This is a genomic window from Arthrobacter sp. ISL-5, assembly GCF_018613835.1.
Lineage (GTDB): Bacteria > Actinomycetota > Actinomycetes > Actinomycetales > Micrococcaceae > Arthrobacter.
This window is the reverse complement of record NZ_JAGGPM010000001.1, coordinates 138684-157494: the sequence shown is the minus strand read 5'-3', so window position 1 is coordinate 157494 and position 18811 is coordinate 138684. Positions and strand designations below refer to the sequence as shown.

15 protein-coding genes and 2 pseudogenes are annotated in these 18811 nt (G+C 64.5%); 6 read left to right on the top strand and 11 right to left on the bottom strand.

All coding sequences use genetic code 11. The annotated features are described in order from the left end of the window. Positions 1-438: 438 nt before the first annotated feature. From glpX to J7I89_RS00785, 4 genes are all read right to left on the bottom strand, one after another. Positions 439-1476 carry a class II fructose-bisphosphatase gene (glpX, locus tag J7I89_RS00800; protein WP_214966516.1) on the bottom strand — a complete coding sequence of 346 codons (1038 nt, stop codon included), beginning with the start codon at positions 1474-1476 and terminating at the stop codon, positions 439-441. A gap of 219 nt (positions 1477-1695) precedes the next feature. After that, positions 1696-3213 carry a glycerol kinase GlpK gene (gene glpK, locus J7I89_RS00795; RefSeq protein WP_214966515.1) on the bottom strand — a complete coding sequence of 506 codons (1518 nt, stop codon included), beginning with the start codon at positions 3211-3213 and terminating at the stop codon, positions 1696-1698. A 60-nt stretch (positions 3214-3273) separates the two neighbouring features. After that, positions 3274-4023, bottom strand: coding sequence for an MIP/aquaporin family protein (locus J7I89_RS00790; RefSeq protein ID WP_214966514.1), 750 nt, complete (start codon positions 4021-4023; stop codon positions 3274-3276). Positions 4024-4192: 169 nt separating this feature from the next. Next, positions 4193-5965, bottom strand: coding sequence for a glycerol-3-phosphate dehydrogenase/oxidase (locus tag J7I89_RS00785; RefSeq protein ID WP_214966513.1), 1773 nt, complete (start codon positions 5963-5965; stop codon positions 4193-4195). A gap of 347 nt (positions 5966-6312) precedes the next feature. On the opposite strand from J7I89_RS00785, the gene J7I89_RS00780 reads away from it, so the two are divergent. Both J7I89_RS00780 and J7I89_RS00775 read left to right on the top strand, forming a co-directional pair. Further along, positions 6313-6618, top strand: a complete 306-nt coding sequence (locus J7I89_RS00780) for a hypothetical protein (RefSeq protein ID WP_214966512.1) — start codon at positions 6313-6315, stop codon at positions 6616-6618. Then, positions 6615-6965 carry a hypothetical protein gene (locus tag J7I89_RS00775; RefSeq protein ID WP_214966511.1) on the top strand — a complete coding sequence of 117 codons (351 nt, stop codon included), beginning with the start codon at positions 6615-6617 and terminating at the stop codon, positions 6963-6965. Before J7I89_RS00780 ends, J7I89_RS00775 begins: the two co-directional genes overlap by 4 nt. A gap of 343 nt (positions 6966-7308) precedes the next feature. Here J7I89_RS00775 and J7I89_RS00770 read toward each other — a convergent pair whose 3' ends face one another. The 7 genes and pseudogenes from J7I89_RS00770 to J7I89_RS00740 all read right to left on the bottom strand — a co-directional run bounded on the left by J7I89_RS00770 (position 7309) and on the right by J7I89_RS00740 (position 14909). Beyond that, positions 7309-8079 (bottom strand): winged helix-turn-helix domain-containing protein, encoded by a 771-nt coding sequence (locus J7I89_RS00770; protein ID WP_214966510.1) that lies wholly within the window; start codon positions 8077-8079, stop codon positions 7309-7311. Positions 8080-8092: 13 nt separating this feature from the next. Then, positions 8093-9160, bottom strand: a pseudogene (locus tag J7I89_RS00765) (carbohydrate kinase family protein); the annotation flags it as partial. A gap of 332 nt (positions 9161-9492) precedes the next feature. Continuing rightward, the gene (gene glgP / locus J7I89_RS00760) at positions 9493-12108 is read right to left on the bottom strand and encodes an alpha-glucan family phosphorylase (protein ID WP_214966509.1); all 2616 of its coding nucleotides are present in this window, start codon (positions 12106-12108) and stop codon (positions 9493-9495) included. Positions 12109-12424: 316 nt separating this feature from the next. Continuing rightward, entirely contained in the window at positions 12425-12706 is a 282-nt protein-coding gene (locus J7I89_RS00755; protein WP_214966508.1) for a hypothetical protein, read from the bottom strand. A gap of 206 nt (positions 12707-12912) precedes the next feature. Next, positions 12913-13890: a PfkB family carbohydrate kinase gene (locus J7I89_RS00750; protein ID WP_251044725.1), complete on the bottom strand. Its 978-nt coding sequence runs from the start codon at positions 13888-13890 to the stop codon at positions 12913-12915. Positions 13891-14064: 174 nt separating this feature from the next. Continuing rightward, positions 14065-14760 (bottom strand): annotated as a pseudogene (locus J7I89_RS00745) (extracellular solute-binding protein); the annotation flags it as partial. After that, on the bottom strand, positions 14748-14909 hold the full coding sequence (locus tag J7I89_RS00740) for a hypothetical protein (RefSeq protein WP_214966533.1): 162 nt from the start codon (positions 14907-14909) through the stop codon (positions 14748-14750). The gene J7I89_RS00740 and the pseudogene J7I89_RS00745, both read right to left, overlap by 13 nt. Before the next feature lie 1362 nt (positions 14910-16271). Here J7I89_RS00740 and J7I89_RS00735 point away from each other — a divergent pair. The 4 genes from J7I89_RS00735 to J7I89_RS00720 all read left to right on the top strand — a co-directional run bounded on the left by J7I89_RS00735 (position 16272) and on the right by J7I89_RS00720 (position 18794). Further along, complete coding sequence (locus J7I89_RS00735; RefSeq protein WP_308159771.1) at positions 16272-16544, top strand: STAS domain-containing protein; 273 nt, start codon at positions 16272-16274, stop codon at positions 16542-16544. A 101-nt stretch (positions 16545-16645) separates the two neighbouring features. Further along, complete coding sequence (locus J7I89_RS00730) at positions 16646-17026, top strand: STAS/SEC14 domain-containing protein (RefSeq protein ID WP_214966506.1); 381 nt, start codon at positions 16646-16648, stop codon at positions 17024-17026. 224 nt (positions 17027-17250) lie between these two features. Next, the gene (locus J7I89_RS00725) at positions 17251-17712 is read left to right on the top strand and encodes a hypothetical protein (RefSeq protein ID WP_214966505.1); all 462 of its coding nucleotides are present in this window, start codon (positions 17251-17253) and stop codon (positions 17710-17712) included. A 665-nt stretch (positions 17713-18377) separates the two neighbouring features. After that, positions 18378-18794 (top strand): hypothetical protein, encoded by a 417-nt coding sequence (locus tag J7I89_RS00720; protein WP_214966504.1) that lies wholly within the window; start codon positions 18378-18380, stop codon positions 18792-18794. Positions 18795-18811: the final 17 nt, after the last annotated feature.

The following is an 18811-nucleotide window of genomic DNA, read 5'->3' as shown; positions in this document are numbered from 1 at the left end:
AACCAGGAACCACCAGTGGAACACCCAACGGCAGCGAGGCCCGGCGCTCCGGCACGCCCTCAGCCCGAAAAACCGCCGAAACCGGAATCAGATCATCCAACCAGGCAGATCGGTGGATCAAGGCTAAGGCCGCTTTGGAGGTTAACCGCAGTTAAGCCGCTGAAGTCGAGTACGAGCCTTCCGCGCAAGTCGCCTGCTTCTAGCCGCTCATGCGCCGCACGGATCGCGCGGTCAGAGGGCAGCTCCATCGACATGGCTGGGCCACTAACCGTTGATCGGCGTCGTCAATATTCGATGCCGGCGAGTTCACAGGCCAATCTGTTTGTCTACGGTCGCTGCCAGCCCACCCGCCGGCTCTGCGAAAACTCCGCAATGACGCACGGAACTCACCAGGCGACGCAGTCCGGTTGGAATGCGTCGCCTGTTGAGGTTCAGTGGCTAGCTCTGGCGGGAATAGGATTCCCACTTGTGGGCCTGATGCTCGCCGCCGACGAAGCGGACGGTGCCTGATTTGGACCGCATCACGATCGACTGGGTCAGCACCTTGTCCTTGGCGTAGCGGACACCCCGGAGGAGGTCGCCGTCTGTGATACCGGTGGCCGCGAAGTAGCAGTTGTCGCCGGTGACGAGGTCGTTCGTGGAAAGGACGCGGTCCAGGTCATGGCCGGCGTCGATGGCCTTCTGCTTCTCGTCATCGTTAGTCGGCCACAGCCGGCCCTGGATCACGCCGCCGAGCGTCTTGATGGCGCAGGCTGTTACGATCCCTTCCGGCGTTCCGCCGATTCCCATAAGCGCGTCGACCCCGGTGCCGGAGCGCGCGGCCGCGATCGCGCCGGCGACGTCGCCATCCATGATGAATTTGGTTCGGGCACCGGCCTCGCGGATTTCCTCCACCAGCCCGCGGTGGCGGTCGCGGTCCAGGACCATGACGTTGAGCTGGTTAGTTTTGACGCCCTTGGCCTTGGCGATGAGGTGCAGGTTCTGCTTGACCGGCAGCCGCAGGTCCACGACGTCCGCGGCTTCCGGCCCGGTGACCAGCTTCTCCATATAGAAGACGGCGGAGGGATCGAACATGGTGCCGCGCTCGGCCACGGCAAGGACGGCGAGGGCGTTGTTGATGCCCAGGGCAGCCAGGCGGGTTCCGTCGATGGGGTCCACGGCGACGTCACATTCGGGGCCGGTGCCGTCACCGACGTGCTCACCGTTGTACAGCATGGGCGCTTCGTCCTTTTCGCCTTCACCGATGACGACGACGCCGTTGAAATGGACGGTGGACAGCAGGGAACGCATGGCGTCCACGGCAGCGCCGTCGGCCTTGTTTTTGTCGCCGAATCCGACCCAGTGGCCACCGGCAATGGCGGCCGCTTCGGTCACGCGGACGAGTTCCAGCGCCAGGTTCCGGTCGGGTTCGTCGTCGCCCACGGCCAGCGCCGGGGACAGGATTGAATAGCGGGTTGATCTGGAAGCGTCGGACATAGCGACCTCATTCTTGAACGGTAGTGGGGGGATGCGTGGCGGTCAGCGTGCGGCGGATCTGTGTTCCTGGGCGGGGCCGTTGCCGGAAGCCTTGGCAACTGGAGCGCCGGCCTTTGGGCCGGTTTCCGGCGCGAGGGCGTGCAGGTGGCGGCCCGCAGGCGCCACCTGCACGGAATAGGCTCCCGGCCGCCGCCGCTGTCTGGCGGGGGCGGCCGGGCCCTACTTCACATCCTCGTCTACCCAGTCCATGGATTTGGTGACGGCCTTTTTCCAGAGGCGGAGCTGGCGGAAACGCTCGGCGTCGTCCATTTTCGGTGTCCAGCGCTTGTCCTCGCCCCAGTTGGCGGTGAGCTCGCCCAGGTCCTTCCAGAATCCCACGGCCAGGCCGGCCGCATAGGCGGCACCCAGGGCTGTGGTTTCCACGACCTTCGGACGGACGACGGCCACGCCGAGGATGTCCGCCTGGAACTGCATGAGGGCGTCGTTGGCGACCATGCCGCCGTCGACCTTCAGTTCCGTGAGCGGGACGCCGGAATCGGCGTTGACGGCGTCGAGCACCTCCCTGGTCTGGAAGGCGGTGGCTTCGAGCGCCGCGCGGGCGATGTGGTTTTTGTTGACGAACCGGGTCAGGCCCACGATGGCGCCGCGGGCGTCGGAACGCCAGTACGGGGCGAAGAGTCCGGAGAACGCCGGGACGATGTAGACGCCGCCGTTGTCCTTGACGGCGGCCGCGAGGGTTTCCACTTCGGGGGCGCTGCTGATCATGCCGAGGTTGTCCCGCAGCCACTGGATCAGGGATCCGGTGACGGCGATGGATCCTTCCAGCGCGTAGTGCGGCGCCGCGTCGCCGAGCTGGTAGCCGAGGGTGGTCAGCAGTCCGTTCTTGGAGTGGACGATTTCCTCGCCGGTGTTGAAGATGAGGAAGCAGCCGGTGCCGTAGGTGTTTTTGGCTTCACCCTGGTCGAACGCGGCCTGGCCGAAGGTGGCTGCCTGCTGGTCGCCGAGGATGCCGGAAATGGGCACTCCGCGCAGCAGCTGGGAGGTGTGGACGGTGCCGTAGACCTCGGAGGAGGACCTGATTTCGGGCATCATGGACCCGGGCACACCGAAAACTTCCAGGATGTCTTCATCCCAGGCCAGCGTTTCCAGGTCCATGAACAGGGTGCGGGAGGCGTTGGTGACGTCGGTGATGTGAATGCCGCCGTCGGTGCTGCCGCCGGTCAGGTTCCAGGTCACCCAGGAGTCCGTGGTGCCGAAGAGCAGGTCCCCGGCTTCGGCCTTGGCCCTTGCGCCGTCGACGTTGTCCAGGATCCATTTGATCTTGGTGCCGGAGAAGTACGTGGCCAGGGGCAGGCCGACCTTGTGTTTGAAACGGTCGACGCCGCCGTCGGCGGCGAGTTTGTCGACGATGTCCTGGGTGCGGGTGTCCTGCCAGACGATGGCGTTGTAGACCGGGGCGCCGGTGTTCTTGTCCCAGACGACGGCGGTTTCGCGCTGGTTGGTGATGCCCACCGCGGCGATGTCGTGGCGGGTCAGGTTGGCCTTGGACAGCGCCGAGCCGATGACCTCGCGGATGTTGTCCCAGATTTCAACGGGGTTGTGTTCCACCCAGCCGGCCTGGGGAAAGATTTGTTCGTGTTCCTTCTGGCCGCTGGAGACGATGTTTCCGCTGTGGTCAAAAATGATGGCGCGGGAGCTGGTGGTGCCCTGATCGATGGCAATGACGTACTGGTTCATGATGACTTCCTTGTCGTGGTGAATGAGTGTTGTTGCCGTGGATGGTTGCTGCGGTGATGGCTAGGGGGTGGCGGTGAAAACGATGGGCAGGGCGGCGGCCGCGATCCCTGCCAGGCTTCCGCCGGCCAGGGGTCCGGCGACGGGGATCCAGGAGTATGACCAGTCGCTTTTGCCCTTGCCCTTGATGGGGAGCAGCGCGTGGGCGATGCGGGGCCCCAGGTCACGGGCGGGGTTGATGGCGTAGCCGGTGGGTCCGCCGAGGGACACGCCGATGCCGACGACCAGCAGGGCCACCGCCAGCGGGCCGAGTCCGGAGGGCGAGCCTCCGAAGGTCAGGATGACGAAGACCAGCACGAAGGCCCCGATGATCTCCGTGGCCAGGTTCCAGCCGGCCGAGCGGATGGCCGGTCCGGTGGAGAACACCGCCAGTTTGCTGGCCGCCAGCGGCTCGGCGTCGAAGTGCTGCTTGTGGGCGATCCAGCAGACGACGGCACCCAGGAACGCGCCGGTCAGTTCGCCGCCGAAATAGGTGGTGGTCGAGAGGAAATCGACGGGGATCCCCGGGACGAATTCCTTCCTGCCATTCAGAATCAGGCCCAGCGTGACGGCCGGGTTGAGGTGGGCGCCTGATTTGGCGGCGATGAAGACGCCGGCGAAGACGGCGATGCCCCAGCCCCAGGTGACCATCAGGAACCCGCCGGAATTGCCCTTTGTTCCTTTCAGGGCGACGTTGGCGACGACACCGCAGCCGAGCAGTGTCAGCATCGCGGTGCCGAATAATTCGGACAGGAAAATAATGCCAAGAGACATCTTTGACTCCATATGTATTCTGTTGTCGGCCGGTCCCGGGTGGTGACCGGCCGGTAAAGCGGCAGGGGGCATCGCAATGGCCCGCCCCCTGCCTTCTCGGACCGTCGCAAAAAGGCGCGGTCCAATCCTGGTACGCCGCTGGGCGCGTACGCGGCTGTGTGCCGGACGGTCAGGCCTGGGGTGAGGTGGTCAGGCTGTGTACCTGCACTCCGTGGAGCCGGTGCAGAACATCGCCGGCGTGCGTGATTTCCGCTGCCGCCCGGGCCGGATCCCATCCCAGGGGTCCCGCCAGGGCCTGCGCGAGTTCGGCCAGGAGTTCGGTGGTGACCAGTCCGCGGAAGGCCAGTGAGGTGCGCCGGATCAGCACGTCGATCAGGTGGCCGATCTGCTCATGCCCGGCCATGTATCCGATTTCGCGGATGCTCAGTTCCGGGGTGGAGTCCAGCACCCGGTCCGGGCCGGCGTTGAGGTAATCGATCACGGCGGCGGCCCGGGTTCCGTAGCGGGTCAACAGAACGTCGACCCGTGAGGCGTCAAGGGTGTTATTCGTGTGGTCCGTGATCCATTGCCGGATTTCCGTCCCGGTGCCCGGGAAGTCGGCGCCGCCGCCGATGGGCAGCCCCGCCGTCGACACCCGGCGCGTTTCGCCCAGGAGGTGGAGCACATCATTGGTCATATGCTCCGACAGGGCCCGGAACGTGGTCCACTTGCCGCCCACTAGCGACAGCGTGGTGACCGTCGTCCCGGAGGTTTCACGGTCACTGCGCTCAATGCGGTAATCGCGGGAGACAAAGCCGGGCTCGGATGCGTCGCTGCGGGGCAGGGGCCGTACGCCGGAGAAACTGTAGACGATGCTCTCGCGGCTGATCCCGATTCCGGGAAAGACGTGCTGGATCAGGTCGAAGAAGTACGTGATCTCCTCATCGGTGCAGACGGCGTCCTCGTTCATGTCCGCGACGATGTCCGTGGTGCCGACCAGCACCCGGTCGCCCATGGGGTAGATCAGCACGATCCGGCCGTCGGTGTGCTCGAAAAAGATTTCCCTGCCATTGCAGGCGTCCAGGAGCCCGGGGTGATCCAGCACGATATGCGATCCCTTGGTCCCGCCCATGAACTCCGAGGGCGAACCCAGCGCTTCATTGGTCCGGTCGGCCCAGGCGCCGGTCGTGTTGACGATGACATCGGCGTTGAAGGTAAACAGCTCACCGGTGAGTTCATCGCGGATCAGGACACCGTCCTCCGAAGTTCCTACGACGCTGACGTAATTGGCGGCGCGCGCCGTGGTCCCGCCGGCCGCTGCCCCGGCCTGCAGCCCGTCCTGCAGGACGTCCAGGGTGAGCCGCTCCGGATTGTGCACGGACGCGTCGAAGTAGGTGGCGGTGTATTTGATGCCGGGATGGAGGCCGGGCAGTTCCGCCAGGGCTTTGGTGCGTCCCTTGAACTCATGCCGGGGCACCGTGCCGCCGTCGCGGGAGAACAGGTCATACAGGCTCAGCCCGACCTTGATCAGGAAAGCGCCGCGTTCCTTGGGCTTGCCGTGCTGTCTGTGGGTCAGGAACCGCAGCGGGGCGGCCAGCACGCCGGAGAAGGTGCTGAAGACCGGGATGGTGGTTTTGAGCGGCTTTACATAGTGCGGGGCGATCCTGAGCAGCCCGTTGCGCTCCCGCACGGATTCCCGGACCAGCCGGAACTCACCGTTTTCCAGATAACGGATCCCGCCGTGGATCATGTGGGACGAGGCGCCGGACGCGCCCTGGCAGTAGTCCCCGCGTTCGACCAGGGCCACATCGACCCCCTGCAGTGCCAGGTCCCGGAACGTGCCGACCCCGTTGATGCCCCCGCCGATGACCAGTACCCTTGCCTGCGGCCGGGCCCGCAGATCGCTGACGATCTGCCGTGTTGCCGGTGAATCCTGGTTGGTCCCGGAATTGTGCTTGTCCAAAATTGCTCCCTTGCAGTTTCTGTTCCGCACCCGGAGGCGCCTTCTTCAACCATTCTTGGGACACGATGCAAATATGGGCAATGGCTTTGCACAAACGTGCAGAAAAGAGTTCGCCGGACTTGAACGCGCCGGTACGGGTCACTTAGGGGCCCTAACCGCCGCGGCCGCGGGGGTCGGAGAGGCACTTTCATGCTGAACAACTACGGGGTGTTGGGCGAGATCATCAGTTATCCGGGCCGGTCCGGTCTCAGGCACACCGGGCGGCAGCCCGCGCAGTGCAGTGGCTGCCCAGGTTGGGCGTCCCGCCCGACCTGATCACCCACTGCGCCCATGCCACGTACAGTCAGATGACAGACCGGCACCCGGCCGCGAACAACGCCACCGGCATCACCGCCGGCTCCGCGCCTACTCGGCAACCACGATTCATCGGTCGCGGATTCTGCGACATCGTCGGCTACGCCACCGGCTGGGACGGCCAGTTCGCCCGCCGCGGCAACGCCTACACGCCGCCGAGCAACACCTCTGAGCCCACTGCACTGAGCAAGGAACTGAGCGGCCTGATCGGACACAACGTTGCCCTCTGGGTTACGGACGACGAGTTCTTCGCCATGCCCACGATCGTCCAGTTCAACGACCTCGGGAAGTCAGAATGAAGCTGACCCTGGCCAAGATCACCGCCGAACGTTCTCTGGAGCGCCGCTGGGACCTCAGCGACGCTGAGCCGGTACTGGCACACCCGTTGAGCCGTCCCTGGAATTCGTTCCGGCTGACCTGCGCGTGTGGTGGCAGGTCAGCGACGGCCGGTGGCCCCGAATCCTGCAGAGCGCACGCTTGGCCGGCGGAGCAACGGACCCATACCTTTGACTCCTGGCAAGACTTTGACGGCCGCTACCCGTCGTCCATGCCTCAGTGGGTCCGTGACCTGGCCGCGGTTGTCCGCGTTGACCTCGACACGAACCACGCATCCGCAAATGCCGGGGCCGAAGACCGCTGGAGCTAGGGCCGCTCCCGCCCGCAGCTATTTCGCCGCCTAGATGGCCATGCCGTCAACGGATCTGGCCGGGTTCCGGCCCGTCCACGCGCTGAAGGACTCCGGCGACCTCTGTTCCGGGTCTATGGTGGCCAGCCCGTGGATCGCAGATTGGTTGTGGATGACCCGGAGCGCGGGGTGGTCCGGGAGCGTGGATGGCGATGGTCGGTATTGGCTGTCTTCGTTTGTGCTCCCGTAAGGATGTCCGCGCCGGGGGTCCGAACGGATCATTGGGCTTGGCCTGCTGCTAGCCGGGAGGGCAGCAGCCGCGAAACCCGCTACCGGGCAGCGGGCAGTCGCCGCGCTGATGTGTCTAGATCACGTAGTCGGGCGTGAACACGATAATTTCCGGATGAGCGTGGAAACGGTAACCGGCCCCTCGTTCCGTCCGGATTGCCATGGCGAATCGCCCCAGTTTATTCCGAAGGCGGCGGATGTGGACATCGATCGTGCGATCGGCCGGCACTGCGACACTGTCGCCCCAGATATGGCGCAGAAGTTCATCCCGGCCGACGGCGCGCAAACTGGCCCCTATGAGGTAAGCCATGAGGCTAAACTCCACGCGTGTCAGGCGCACGGGGTCCCCGTCCAGATACACGCGCCGCCCCGAGACATCAATGCGTATGCCCTCAGGCCTGCGCAGCCCGCCCCGACCCCGGTCGGCCGCATCCGTCGCAGGCGCAGCCGGTTGCATCGGGTGACCGAGCGCTGAGAACACGCTCTTCAAAGCCCCTCCAGGGGCATTGGCAGGGCCAAGCGCCACGGCTGCGTGGCATTCCAGCCCCGGTACCAGGGACTGACCAAAAGCACGTATGTCACGGACCAGCGCACACACCGATGTGCCGGCTGATCGGGCCGCTGATTCATCAATTCCCATGTAAAGGGCGAAACCCCACACTGAATTCTCTTCCGACCAGCCCGCGACAATCCGCTGGCCGCCTTCACGCCGTCTGGAACGCTCCGTGTCAGGCAATGCCGAAATGGCGCTGCTTCGTGTGGGTCCGACAATGCCAAAGCGAAGAGGCTGGCTGATTGATGTGTTGTCAGCGTCGGAATTGGTGGATTGTCCAGCTGGAATAGGCATTGAAGGTCCTAGCTCAAAGGAAGAAGTCGTACCTGGCCGAGGGCCCATACGGCTCTAGATGGGGCGGGACTGGCAGACAACAGTGACTGGTCCCGTGGCGAGAGAGACTCGCTGGGCGGTGAGCTGCGGTGGAGCGTCGTTGAGGATCGCAGCTGAGGGTGGTGTGGATACCGGATGCCATGACGGCTTTGGCCGGTGAAGGCACTGAATTCAAAGTACTGATCTCGTCGCACGCTCCAGCTGCCGCGGGCTGGCGGGTCCCATGCGTCCAGGGGGTGACGCCGGGGCGGGAGCAGGCGACGGCCGCCGCCCTGTGGGCGTAGGCGGCCAACCCGAACAAAGTGTCCGAGGAGAGTACTCTGAGCCCTTTGCGGGCCGGTGCGCCGAGGAGCTCGAGTTGATACAGCCCTGCCACGAGACCTGCCATGAAGCAATCTTCGGCTCCGACGCTGTCTGGGAGCGGATTCGAGGCAGTGCGGAGCCTGATGATGGTCTTGTCAGTGCAGATGACGGGGCTTTCGTGGCCGCGGGTAACAATCACGATTGCAGCGCCCATCCTCTGCCATTGTCGCGCAGCTGTTTCAAGTGACATTTGGGGGTGGAGCCAGGACAGGTCCTCGCTGCTGGCTTTGACAATGTCGCTGATCCGCACGAATTTCTCCACCTTCGCCCGGGCGTCGCCAACCTTAGGGGTGAGCCCGGGCAGGCAATTAGGGTCAAAGCTGATTGTCGCGTGACTTCTTGCCCCGGCGAGAAGCGAGTAGACAGCAGTGGAGCCCGGTTCCAGTGAAGTTGCCATCGACCCAGTGTGGACGTGCGTGGAGTCCTCGATGGCGGCAAGTGCAGGGAGGGTTGCGATGGACACTCCCGGGCTACTGTCGAGCCGGTGGACCGCGGACCCGCCAGTGTCAACGGTTAGGGTCATTTGGCCGGTGGTCAGGTTTCCCGCATTGATGACGGTGACGTTGTTTGCCAACAGATGGTCGTCGATTAGCTGCCCGCTCCGCTCTTCTCCGTAGTTGGTGACGAGGTTTGTGGTCATGCCCAGGCGCGAGGCCCCGATGGCGACGTTGAGGGGGCTTCCTCCGGGGCGGCTGGCCGGTGGAAGACCTGGGCATGCTGACGCACTCCACCAGAGATTCTCCGATTACGGTCAGCGCGCTGAGCAGGCGGGGAAGCCTGTAAATGGTGTGTTGCATTACCTGGTTTTCCTTGTCGGTCGTTACTTGGTCCTAATGGTTGGTTGGGCGATGGTGCACTGATGCGGTTCAGCCGGCGGTGGCGGTTGTGGTCGCCGGGCGTGGACGGCGTGCAGAAACAGGAGAACCGGTGCGTGCACGGTGCAGCGGGATGTGACCTAGGGCCTTCCCGCCGCACCGTTTTGTGGTGACGTCATTGACGTCTTCGCTGGCGTCAGGCGTTTGTGATCAGCCCCAGTTCGGCGGTGCCGGCGAGGGCTTCATGGTTGGGGAGTACGCGGACGGTGTAGCCAAAGCTGCCGGCGTGGTCGATGACCACGCTGCCGCTGAACAGGTACCGGCCACGGCCGAGTTCTTCCTCGTGGGCCAGTTCCGCGACTGAGGTGTCAACGAGTTCATCCGTTTCCAGTGCCCGGCCGTAGGCCACCTCGACACAGACATCCGCGGGTGAGAGCACGCCCAGATCCACGTGAGCGTTGACGGTGAGCAGGTCCCCGATCTGCGGATCATCCGAAACCCCGTCCGAATCGACGTGTTCCACCGCCACCTCCGGCCACGCAGCCCGGACGGTGCCGGTCCATGCCGCCAGTTCCCTGGCCCGGGCGAAGCTCTGGTCACGGGAGGCACGGCCGGCCACGGCGGCCGGCTGGTAGAGCTTGGACACGTAGTCCCGGATCATGCGTTCGGCGGAGACGGCCGGCCCCAGGGTGGCCAGGGTGTGCTTGACCATGGAGATCCAGTGCGTGGGCACGCCCCTTTCGCCGGCCGTCGATGGACCGGCGGCCCCCGCCGCGGCGGAGACAGTCAGGCCGTAGAAGCGGGGAGCCACCTCGTTTTCCAGCAGCCCGTACAGGGCCGAGGCCTCGATGTCGTCACGTTCGTCCGCGGAGACGCCAGGATCCGCGGTCGGGATCGCCCAACCGTTCTCTCCGTCGTAGAGCTCGTCCCACCAGCCGTCCATCACGGACAGGTTCAGGGAGCCGTTGATCGCGGCCTTCATGCCCGAAGTGCCGCACGCCTCCAGGGGGCGCAACGGGTTGTTCAGCCAGACGTCACAACCCGGAAACAGGGTCCTGGCCATGGCGATGTCGTAGTTGGGCAGAAACGCGATCCTGTGCCGCACTTGCGGATCATCAGTGAACCGGACCAGGTCCTGGATCATCTTCTTGCCGGAGTCATCCGCGGGGTGGGACTTGCCGGCAATCACCAGCTGTATCGGGTGGGTCTCATGGAGCAAAAGCGCTTTCAGCCGGGCCGGGTCGCGCAGCATCAGGGTGAGCCTCTTGTAGGTGGGCACCCTTCGGGCGAAGCCGATGGTCAGCACGTCCGGGTCCAGCACGTTGTTGGTCCAGGCCAGCTCCGCGTCCGCCGCACCACGCTTCTTCCAGGACGCGCGCAGGCGACGGCGCACATCGTGCACGAGCGCGCCGCGCAGGTCCCGGCGCAGCGCCCAGATCTCCTCGTCCGGGACGTCATAGACCCGTTCCCAGTCCGTTCCGTCGAGCACGCTGGCGCCGAAGCGTTCCGCGGCCAGCGCGCTGAGCTTCGGGTCGAGCCAGGTGGGCACATGCACGCCGTTGGTGACCGAGGTGATCGGCACCTCGCTGTGGTCGAAGCCCGGCCAGAGCCCGGAGAACATCCCGCGGGACACCACGCCATGGAGCTTGGCGACGCCGTTGGCCCGCTGGGCCAGACGCAGCCCCATCACTGCCATGTTGAAAACGGTGCGGTCGCCGCCGTCGTAGTTTTCCGCCCCCAGCGCCAGGACCTTTTCCAGAGGCACGCCCGGGGCCAGCCCGGCTTCAAAGAAGTGCCGGATTTGCGCGGCGGGGAAGCGGTCGATGCCGGCCGGAACCGGGGTGTGGGTGGTGAAGACGGTTGAGGCCCGCCCTGCGGTCAGTGCCTCTTCCCAGCTCAACGGCGCGGGGGTCGTGGCAGGATCCATCAGCTCGTGGATGCGTTCGATGCCCAGGAAACCGGCGTGGCCCTCATTGGTGTGGAAAACCTCCGGAGCGGTGCCGCCGGTCAACCGCGCGTATACGCGCAGCGCCTTCACCCCGCCCATGCCCAGCAGCAGTTCCTGCTGCAGCCGATGGCCCCCGCCGCCGCCGTAGAGCCGGTCCGTGATGCCGCGGGCCTCGTCGTCATTTTGCGGAATATTGGAATCCAGCAGCAGCAGGGGCACCCGGCCCACATCCGCGCGCCAGATATAGGCATGCAGGGCCCTGCCGCCGGGCAGCGCCAGCGAGACCACCACGGGAGTGCCGTCCGTTTCGCGCAGCAGGGTCAGCGGCAGGTTGTCCGGGTCCAGCACGGGGTAGCTTTCCTGCTGCCAGGCGTCCCGGGAGAGGGACTGCTCGAAATAGCCGGCCTCGTAGAGCAGACCGACGCCGATCAGGGGCACGCCAAGGTCCGAGGCCGCCTTGAGGTGGTCGCCGGCGAGAATGCCCAGGCCGCCGGAGTACTGGGGCAGCACCTCGGTGACGCCGAACTCGGGAGAGAAGTACGCGATGCACTTGGGTGCGGCCTCGCTCAGACCCTGATACCAGCGAGGCTCCTCCAGATAGCGGTCCAGGTCCTCGGCCGCGGAAGCCACCCGGGCGACGACGGCGGGATCCTGGGCCAGCTGCTGCAGCCGCTCGCGGGTGACCGAGCCCAGGAAGGTGACCGGATCGTGCTTGCTGTCTTCCCAAACTTCGGCATCCAGGCCGGCGAACAGCTGGCGCGTGGGCAGGTGCCAGGACCAGCGCAGATTGGTTGCCAGCCGGGCCAGAGGAGCGATCGGTGCGGGCAGGACTGTGCGGACAGTTATTCGACGGATTGCCTTCACTTGGTGTCATCTCCACCCGGGACAGTCAGACGAGAACAAACGTCAGATCTTTTGCTGAAGGCTGAACAACGTGCCGGTACCAACACCCGGGCCCGGTTCACGGGCGCGGGGGCCCTGTCCGTGTGAGGCCTGTCCTGCGCCGCTGTGGTCATCGTTTCCATGGTGTGTTCCTTTTTCGTGGCTGGTCGTATCAGGCGGCAGGCCCGATGGTCATCGTGTTCGGCCGGCGGGACCGCAGCGGCCCGCTCTGCCCAGGCTCCGGTCATTGATGTGCGGGTCCCGCAGGGAGTCAGCTCCGTGCCGTCAAAGCCTGGCTTCACGCCCGCACCGCCGGGCCTCCGCGGGGCTGGCCGAACACCATGCCCATGCCCTGCCTGATCCTGCGCAGCCCGAACTCCTCCGGCGCTCTCCTCATCGCTACCGTGCGCTCGGTGGCATCGGCCAGAGTCGCTGTGAGGTGGGTTCCGGTGAGGTAAACGGGGCCCTGGCGGACCGTGAAGGCGTCGAACCCATTGGCATAGAGCCAGTTGAGCGCCTGGCTGTGGAGTTCGGAACCGTGCGGATATGACCGCAGATCAACGTTTAGTGTATGGGGCATCGGAAGTACTTTCTCGGTTGTTGGGTTGTTGGGTTGTTGTAGGGCAGGTGCATGCCGGGTTGGGGTAATTCGGCTACACCGAACAAATCGAAGATCCGGACATTCGTGAAGCGCTTGGAGGCAACGTCCCCTGGGAAAGAGGGCACGAAGAATCGGGTTGCGTCTTGAGGTAGGCCGGGTGGCCGGATCCGTGGCGTTCCTCGCGGTCAGCCCGCGAGCTGCTTCAGGGCGGCGATTTCCGCTGACCACGGCGGATTCGCGCCGGGACGTGAAAGGGTGGCGGCTGATGCCTTGTTGGCGTCGACAGCAAGGCGGCGGAGTGTGTCTGATGACAGATTGCCCAGCTGTTTACGGGCGGGCGGGCCAAGAAGATCGAGGTGATGCAGTCCTGCAAGGAGTGCGGCCATGAAGGCATCCCCGGGCCCGGCGGTGTCCGCGACGCCGGTCAGCTTCGCGGGCATTCGGAGAACATTCCCGTCGGTGGCGATGACCAGGCACTGGGTGCCGCGGGTGACAACGACTAAGGATGGTCCCAGCTTGAGCCAGGACTTAACGACCTGCTCGAGTGTCATATCCGGATAAAGCCACGACAGGTCCTTGTCGCTGGCTTTGACGATATCGCTGATGCGCACGAATTTTTCCGCTTCCCTGCATGCGCGGCCGACATCCGGGCTTATCGCCGGGCGGCAGGTGTCGTAGCTGATTGTCGCGTGATCCCTGGCACCACGGAGCAGGGAGTACACCGCCTCGTTCCCTGGTGCCAGAACGGCGGCCATCGACCCGGCGTGCACGTGGGCGGAGTCCTCGATGGCGGCCACCGCCCGGATCGAGGCGACGGACATGTCCCAGATGATGTCAAAAAAGTAATCCGAGGAGCCGTCTGCATCCGGGAATGCGATTGCCCGGCTGGTCGGGGCCGTCCCGGCATTGATGACCGTGACGCCGTCGGCCGCAAGCTGTGCATTGATCATCTGCCCGTGCACATCCGCCCCGTAGTGCGTGATGAGGGTGGTTGGCAGGCCCAGCCGCGAGCACGCGGCCGCGACGTTGAGGGGGCTCCCGCCGGGACGCACTTCCACCGGGGTCCCTTGTCCGGTGATGATGTCGACGAGGGATTCGCCAATGACGGTTAACCGCGTTGGCGCGGCGGGTGCTGTGGAAGGTTTTCCGTCCAGTTGGGGCATGGTTGGCTCTTTATCTTTCATCCGCGATTCCCGGGAGGTGGGACCTGTCCAGGGGAGCGGGCCTCATCGGCATGATGGGCGGTGGGGGAAAGCTCCGGATGCCGCCGCCGCGAGGAGAAGCGGCGGCATCCGGAGCGGGTGACTGCGGCTACTTCCGCAGTCACGTTGGGCGGTCTACTTGAAGAGGGCGTTGACCTGGTTGTTGGCTTCGGTCAGGGAGCTGGCGGGTTTCTTGCCGGAGAGCACGGCGTCCATCGCGGGCTTCATGATGCAATCAACTTTGGCGGCTTGTCGGCGATGGGGAAGAGGAAGGTGGTGCCTTCCTTGCCGTGGGTGGTGAAGGCCGAGACGTTTGAATGCTTCGGCTGCTTTCTCGGAGGAGCTGGTGATGGCGGGGAATACTATGGCTTTGCTGGCCACGGTGTCCTGGCATTTGGCGGAGGCGAGGTATTCGACCCATTTGATGGAGGCGGCCGGGTTCTTGGTGCCTGCCCAGATGGAGTCGGCCAGGCCGTTGAACATGCTGGCGCGTTTGCCGTCGGGGCCCTTGGGTGTGGGGGCGAAAGCGGTCTCGACGCCCCTGTAGGTCTGGTACTGGCCGATCAGCCAGTCGCCGCTGGTGTTGATGGCGGCCTTGCCGGCACCGAAGTTGTCGGCCAGGCCGGCGCCCACGGTGGTTTCCAAGTTTGGGCAAGTCGCCCTTCTCGATCAGGCCAGCCCACCAGGTGATGGTGTCCTGGAACGTGGGGTCGTCGTAGTCAAACTTGGTGCCCCAGGGTTCTCGTCGGTGTGGGTCAAGCCGGTGGTGGCGCTCAGGAAGCCCCACTCGGTCTGGCCCTGGCCGGAGCCGCTGCCGGTCAGGCCCAGACCGCAGGCAGTGCCAGGTCCCGGAACGTGCCGACCCCGTTGATGCCCCCGCCGATGACCAGTACCCTTGCCTGCGGCCGGGCCCGCAGGCCGCTGACGATCTGCCGTGTTGCCGGTGAACCCTGGTTGGTCCCGGAATCGTGCTTGTCCAAAATTGCTCCCTTGCAGTTTCTGTTCCGCACCCGGAGGCGCCTTCTTCAACCATTCTTGGGACACGATGCAAATATGGGCAATGGCTTTGCACAAACGTGCAGAAAAGAGTTCACCGGACTTGAACGCGCCGGTACGGGTCACTGCGGGGCCCCCTAACCGGCGCGGCCGCGAGGGTCGGAGAGGCACTTTCACGCTGAACACCTACGGGGTGTTGGGCGGTGCTTCTATCCGTCGGCTAATCCCAAACTCGTCCGGGACCGACTACCAAAAGTTCCGCCTAAGATCCACAGCACCCTGCTGCAAACATAAAAGCCTTGAAATGGCTGACGATCGTTTGGCGCATCGACTAACCAGCGCAAAGCGGGCTAGGGCTTAACGCCAAGCATGTTTCGGAGCTGGATGTCGCGGGGTCGTCATCGGACCTGTGGACCGGTCGACTCGACCCATTGAACGTTGAAGTTCCGGCGCGGCTGGGCGTCGAAGACGAGGAACAGGGACCTCTCTGAGGACGTCCCCGTCGTTTATCCAGAGATCCCGGAGCGGGCTGTGGCCAGCTGCTGCGTCCACAGAAGATGGACGCCCTTTCTCCTACGTGAGGCATGCAGTCATTGCCGCCACACAGAAAGTGCAGATAAGGTTGAAGGTGAAACACAGAGACGTTGTAGATGTGGTCTGTGGTGCCGTAATAGGCCCGATGGACCGATCTGGGTACGTCGTGGTGGGCCTGCCGGTCAAGGGCCGGCTACGGATCGTCGGCCGCTCCACAACACTGACGGCGAAGGCTGCAAGGGACCTGGCCGCGCACCTTCAGCGGCCGCAGGGCCGGCACCCGTGGCCCGAGGTAATCACGGAAACGATGTTGAACAGGTTCAGCAAGGACAAAGGGCCTGTGTCGCTAACGCTGGTGGAACCTATCGTCGTGGAAATTTCGGCCGATGTTGCTTGGTCGGGGAACGCTTTTCGTCACTCCGTCAGGTATTTGCGTGTCCGTCCGGAGCTAGATCCCACCGATGTCTCGGTACCCGCAGGCTAGACACACCGCATATTGATGCCAATTTAGTGGGCCGCCGGCGTGAGCGCCGGTGGCCAGGAGTCCTCGACTGCGTCCCGAGCCGACAGGGGGTGTTCCGGCATTTGCACAGGATTTCCCGAGGATTTGCGCGGGAACCGTCCAACGGGTCGTTCTCGCTGTGAGCATTGACTGAAGAGAACGACCCGGGCGCTTCCAAGTGGGCCTGGGTCCACCGACAGGGAGAATTCAGAGACATGCAGTTCGACGTCGAACCATCGGGCTATGACGGGGCCGTAATCCGTGTGAACGGCCCACTGAACATGGTCACGGCACCCGGTTCCGGGAACTGGTGGCACACGTCGTCGACTCGGATGGCCGGACCCGCATTGTCGTGGACCTGGCCGGCACGGACTTCATGGACTCCACCGGTCTCGGAGCGCTGATCTCGGGCCTGAAAACCGCACTTTCAGCAGGAGGCGATCTCCGGATCGCGCGCGCAGGTTCACAGGTCATGATGGTGCTGGAACTGACCGGCTTGGACCGGATCCTGCATTCCCACGACACTGTTGAGGAATGCTTCGAACTGGCCCTGTCGCACGCCGCCACCCTCACTTCTTCATGACCTCACGACAAGAACCAGCCGAGGCATCGACCCGAACACCGCCCCTGCACCTCCGGCAGCGTGTACTTCCGGACGTGCAGGGGCGGACAGGGGCGACCGGAATGAGCCTGGCGGGCCCCATCACCATCGGAGGCGGCAAGGGCACCGTGGAGCTGAGGACCGGTGGCGTCATCCACGTCATCTGGAAACCCCAAGGCACCATCGGAGCCGATGATGCCCTTGCGGCATGGGCGGCCGTCAACGAAGTCTCCCGGGGCACAGAACACCCAATGCTGGTGGACATGGCGATGACGGAGGCTGTCAGCCGGGATGCCCGATCGATATTCTCGACCCCCTGCGCCGCCTCGCGGATTGCGTTGCTGGGGTCCAGCCCGGTAGACCGGGTCATCGCCACCTTGTTCCTCGGCGTCCACAAGCCAGCGTGTCCCAGCCGTTTCTTCACGTCCAGGAACGAGGCCATGGCTTGGCTGGCCCAAGGCTGACGGGCCTTCGAACTGAGGGGATAGGGGAGCCCATGCCATATGACTCTGCCCAGTCCTGTCACTTACTTGGAACCTGAGACGCCCGAACTTGCTCTGTACTGGCCAGCGTCCTTTATGTTCCAATGCGGGTAGTTGAAGCAGGCACGTTCCGTGTCCACATTGCTTGAAAGGCAGGGCCTGTGATCGAATCGGCAGCTTTCGTGATCAGGGCATGGCACCATGTCGTGGATTTCGTGGTGGAGCCCTTTCCTCCGGCAGACCCTGTAGCTGCCCTGCAGGCGTCGATGCGTGGCGAGAGGCAGGACTTGCCGCTGAGGATTCCGTTGGTTACCACCGGGGTGTATTCAGGGCCGGTCGACTTGACGGTGGAGATCCTCGGTGCGAGACCGGAGGTACCCACGTCCGGATGGGAAGACATCCGCGAGGTGTCCCTGATGTTCCCCGAGGGGCGGGCCTACTTCAATGAGCCCACAGGCTGGGAGATGAAGGATATCGGCACGGTTACGGGCGATGAGAAGGGCAGCTACCGTGCCCGGCTTCATGCCACCGGCCGGGACACAGCCTTTGACGAGGTCGTGGAATCGCCGGTTGAGCGGCACCTGGTCCAGTTCTGGAAGGAACCGCCATCACCGGTGTTCGTCTGGTTGACGACAACATTCCAACGATTCCCTCCCCGCAGCAGCTGAACGACTGCGACGGCCTCGTATGTCCCCTGGATGCCGGGGCGGTCATCCTCACCGGCACCGATACCGGTTTCATCACCGTCGGCGTGTCGATGCTGGACTCCGAGCCAGAGTTCTCCCTCGATGGCTGGGAGGAGGCCGTCGACATCTCGATTCATGCCCCGAAAGGGCAGCTGGCCGTGGATGGGTTCAACGAGACTCCGTCGCTGCCGCCACTCAGTACAGCCGGACCCGGCTGGTACAGGGTCCGCTGTATGGCGCGCGCCCGATTGTCTGAATTCAACACCATTTCCCTGGAGTCGACGGAGGAGCACCTGCTCCTGGTGTGGCCCGCACCGCCTGGTCCTGAAAAGGTTCACCACGTAGCCCTTCGCTCTGGTGATTCCACCTACGATTACCGGGGCGGCCGACCGCTGAGTGAACCAGATCACGGTGCCAAAAAGATGTTCGATAGACCGAACGGATAAAGACAATCGTCGAGAAACTCGTCCGCGACCGCCTTGGATTCAACCAACGCCAGCCTCAGGCACGCGGGCACAACGGCAACAGGACGAGAGCTTTTCCGTCGTCCCGAAGCGGATCCCCTGCCGGACGATTCCTGGAGGGTCAACGTGGAGGGGATGGCCATCGCACGGTAGTCCGCTGGAGAATAGCGCCAGGGCGGATCGATGTACGGGCGCCGGGACAACATCTCGCAGCACCTCTCCTTGCGTGAGCGTCTCTTAGCCGAACTCGAAGCCTTCGGCTTATATGCCGCAGGCACAGGGGCCCAGGGAATCGAGCCGAACAATTTAACCGCCCCCATGCCGCGAGCGGCAGGCGGCGAAGGCGTCATCGCACGCTTCGCTATCGCCTCAGGCCCGGGCGCCGGAGCCGAGGCATCCGAGTGCCTAGTGACCTTCAAGCCCGACCGGCCTGGCCCCTATCACGCCTCGTTCCTCATCACAGCCCTTGCCGACGAATTGACCGAGTTGGCCAGAACACGGATGCTCACAGCTTTCGCCGACACCGCTAGGTCTATCAGCATTGCCCAAGGCTCCGCGCTGTTAACGCCAACCGAAAACAGGACCAGTTCTGCCATTTGAAAACAGGGCCACCGACC

Coding starts and splice junctions, on each gene's coding strand:
- J7I89_RS00770 (WP_214966510.1), bottom strand. CDS start 8,079: ATGCCTATTCCAGCTGGACAATCCACCAATTCCGACGCTGACAACACA.
- glpX (WP_214966516.1), bottom strand. CDS start 1,476: ATGTCCGACGCTTCCAGATCAACCCGCTATTCAATCCTGTCCCCGGCG.
- J7I89_RS00775 (WP_214966511.1), top strand. CDS start 6,615: ATGAAGCTGACCCTGGCCAAGATCACCGCCGAACGTTCTCTGGAGCGC.
- J7I89_RS00780 (WP_214966512.1), top strand. CDS start 6,313: ATGACAGACCGGCACCCGGCCGCGAACAACGCCACCGGCATCACCGCC.
- J7I89_RS00750 (WP_251044725.1), bottom strand. CDS start 13,890: ATGCCCCAACTGGACGGAAAACCTTCCACAGCACCCGCCGCGCCAACG.
- J7I89_RS00720 (WP_214966504.1), top strand. CDS start 18,378: ATGTACGGGCGCCGGGACAACATCTCGCAGCACCTCTCCTTGCGTGAG.
- J7I89_RS00755 (WP_214966508.1), bottom strand. CDS start 12,706: ATGCCCCATACACTAAACGTTGATCTGCGGTCATATCCGCACGGTTCC.
- glpK (WP_214966515.1), bottom strand. CDS start 3,213: ATGAACCAGTACGTCATTGCCATCGATCAGGGCACCACCAGCTCCCGC.
- J7I89_RS00730 (WP_214966506.1), top strand. CDS start 16,646: ATGAGCCTGGCGGGCCCCATCACCATCGGAGGCGGCAAGGGCACCGTG.
- J7I89_RS00790 (WP_214966514.1), bottom strand. CDS start 4,023: ATGTCTCTTGGCATTATTTTCCTGTCCGAATTATTCGGCACCGCGATG.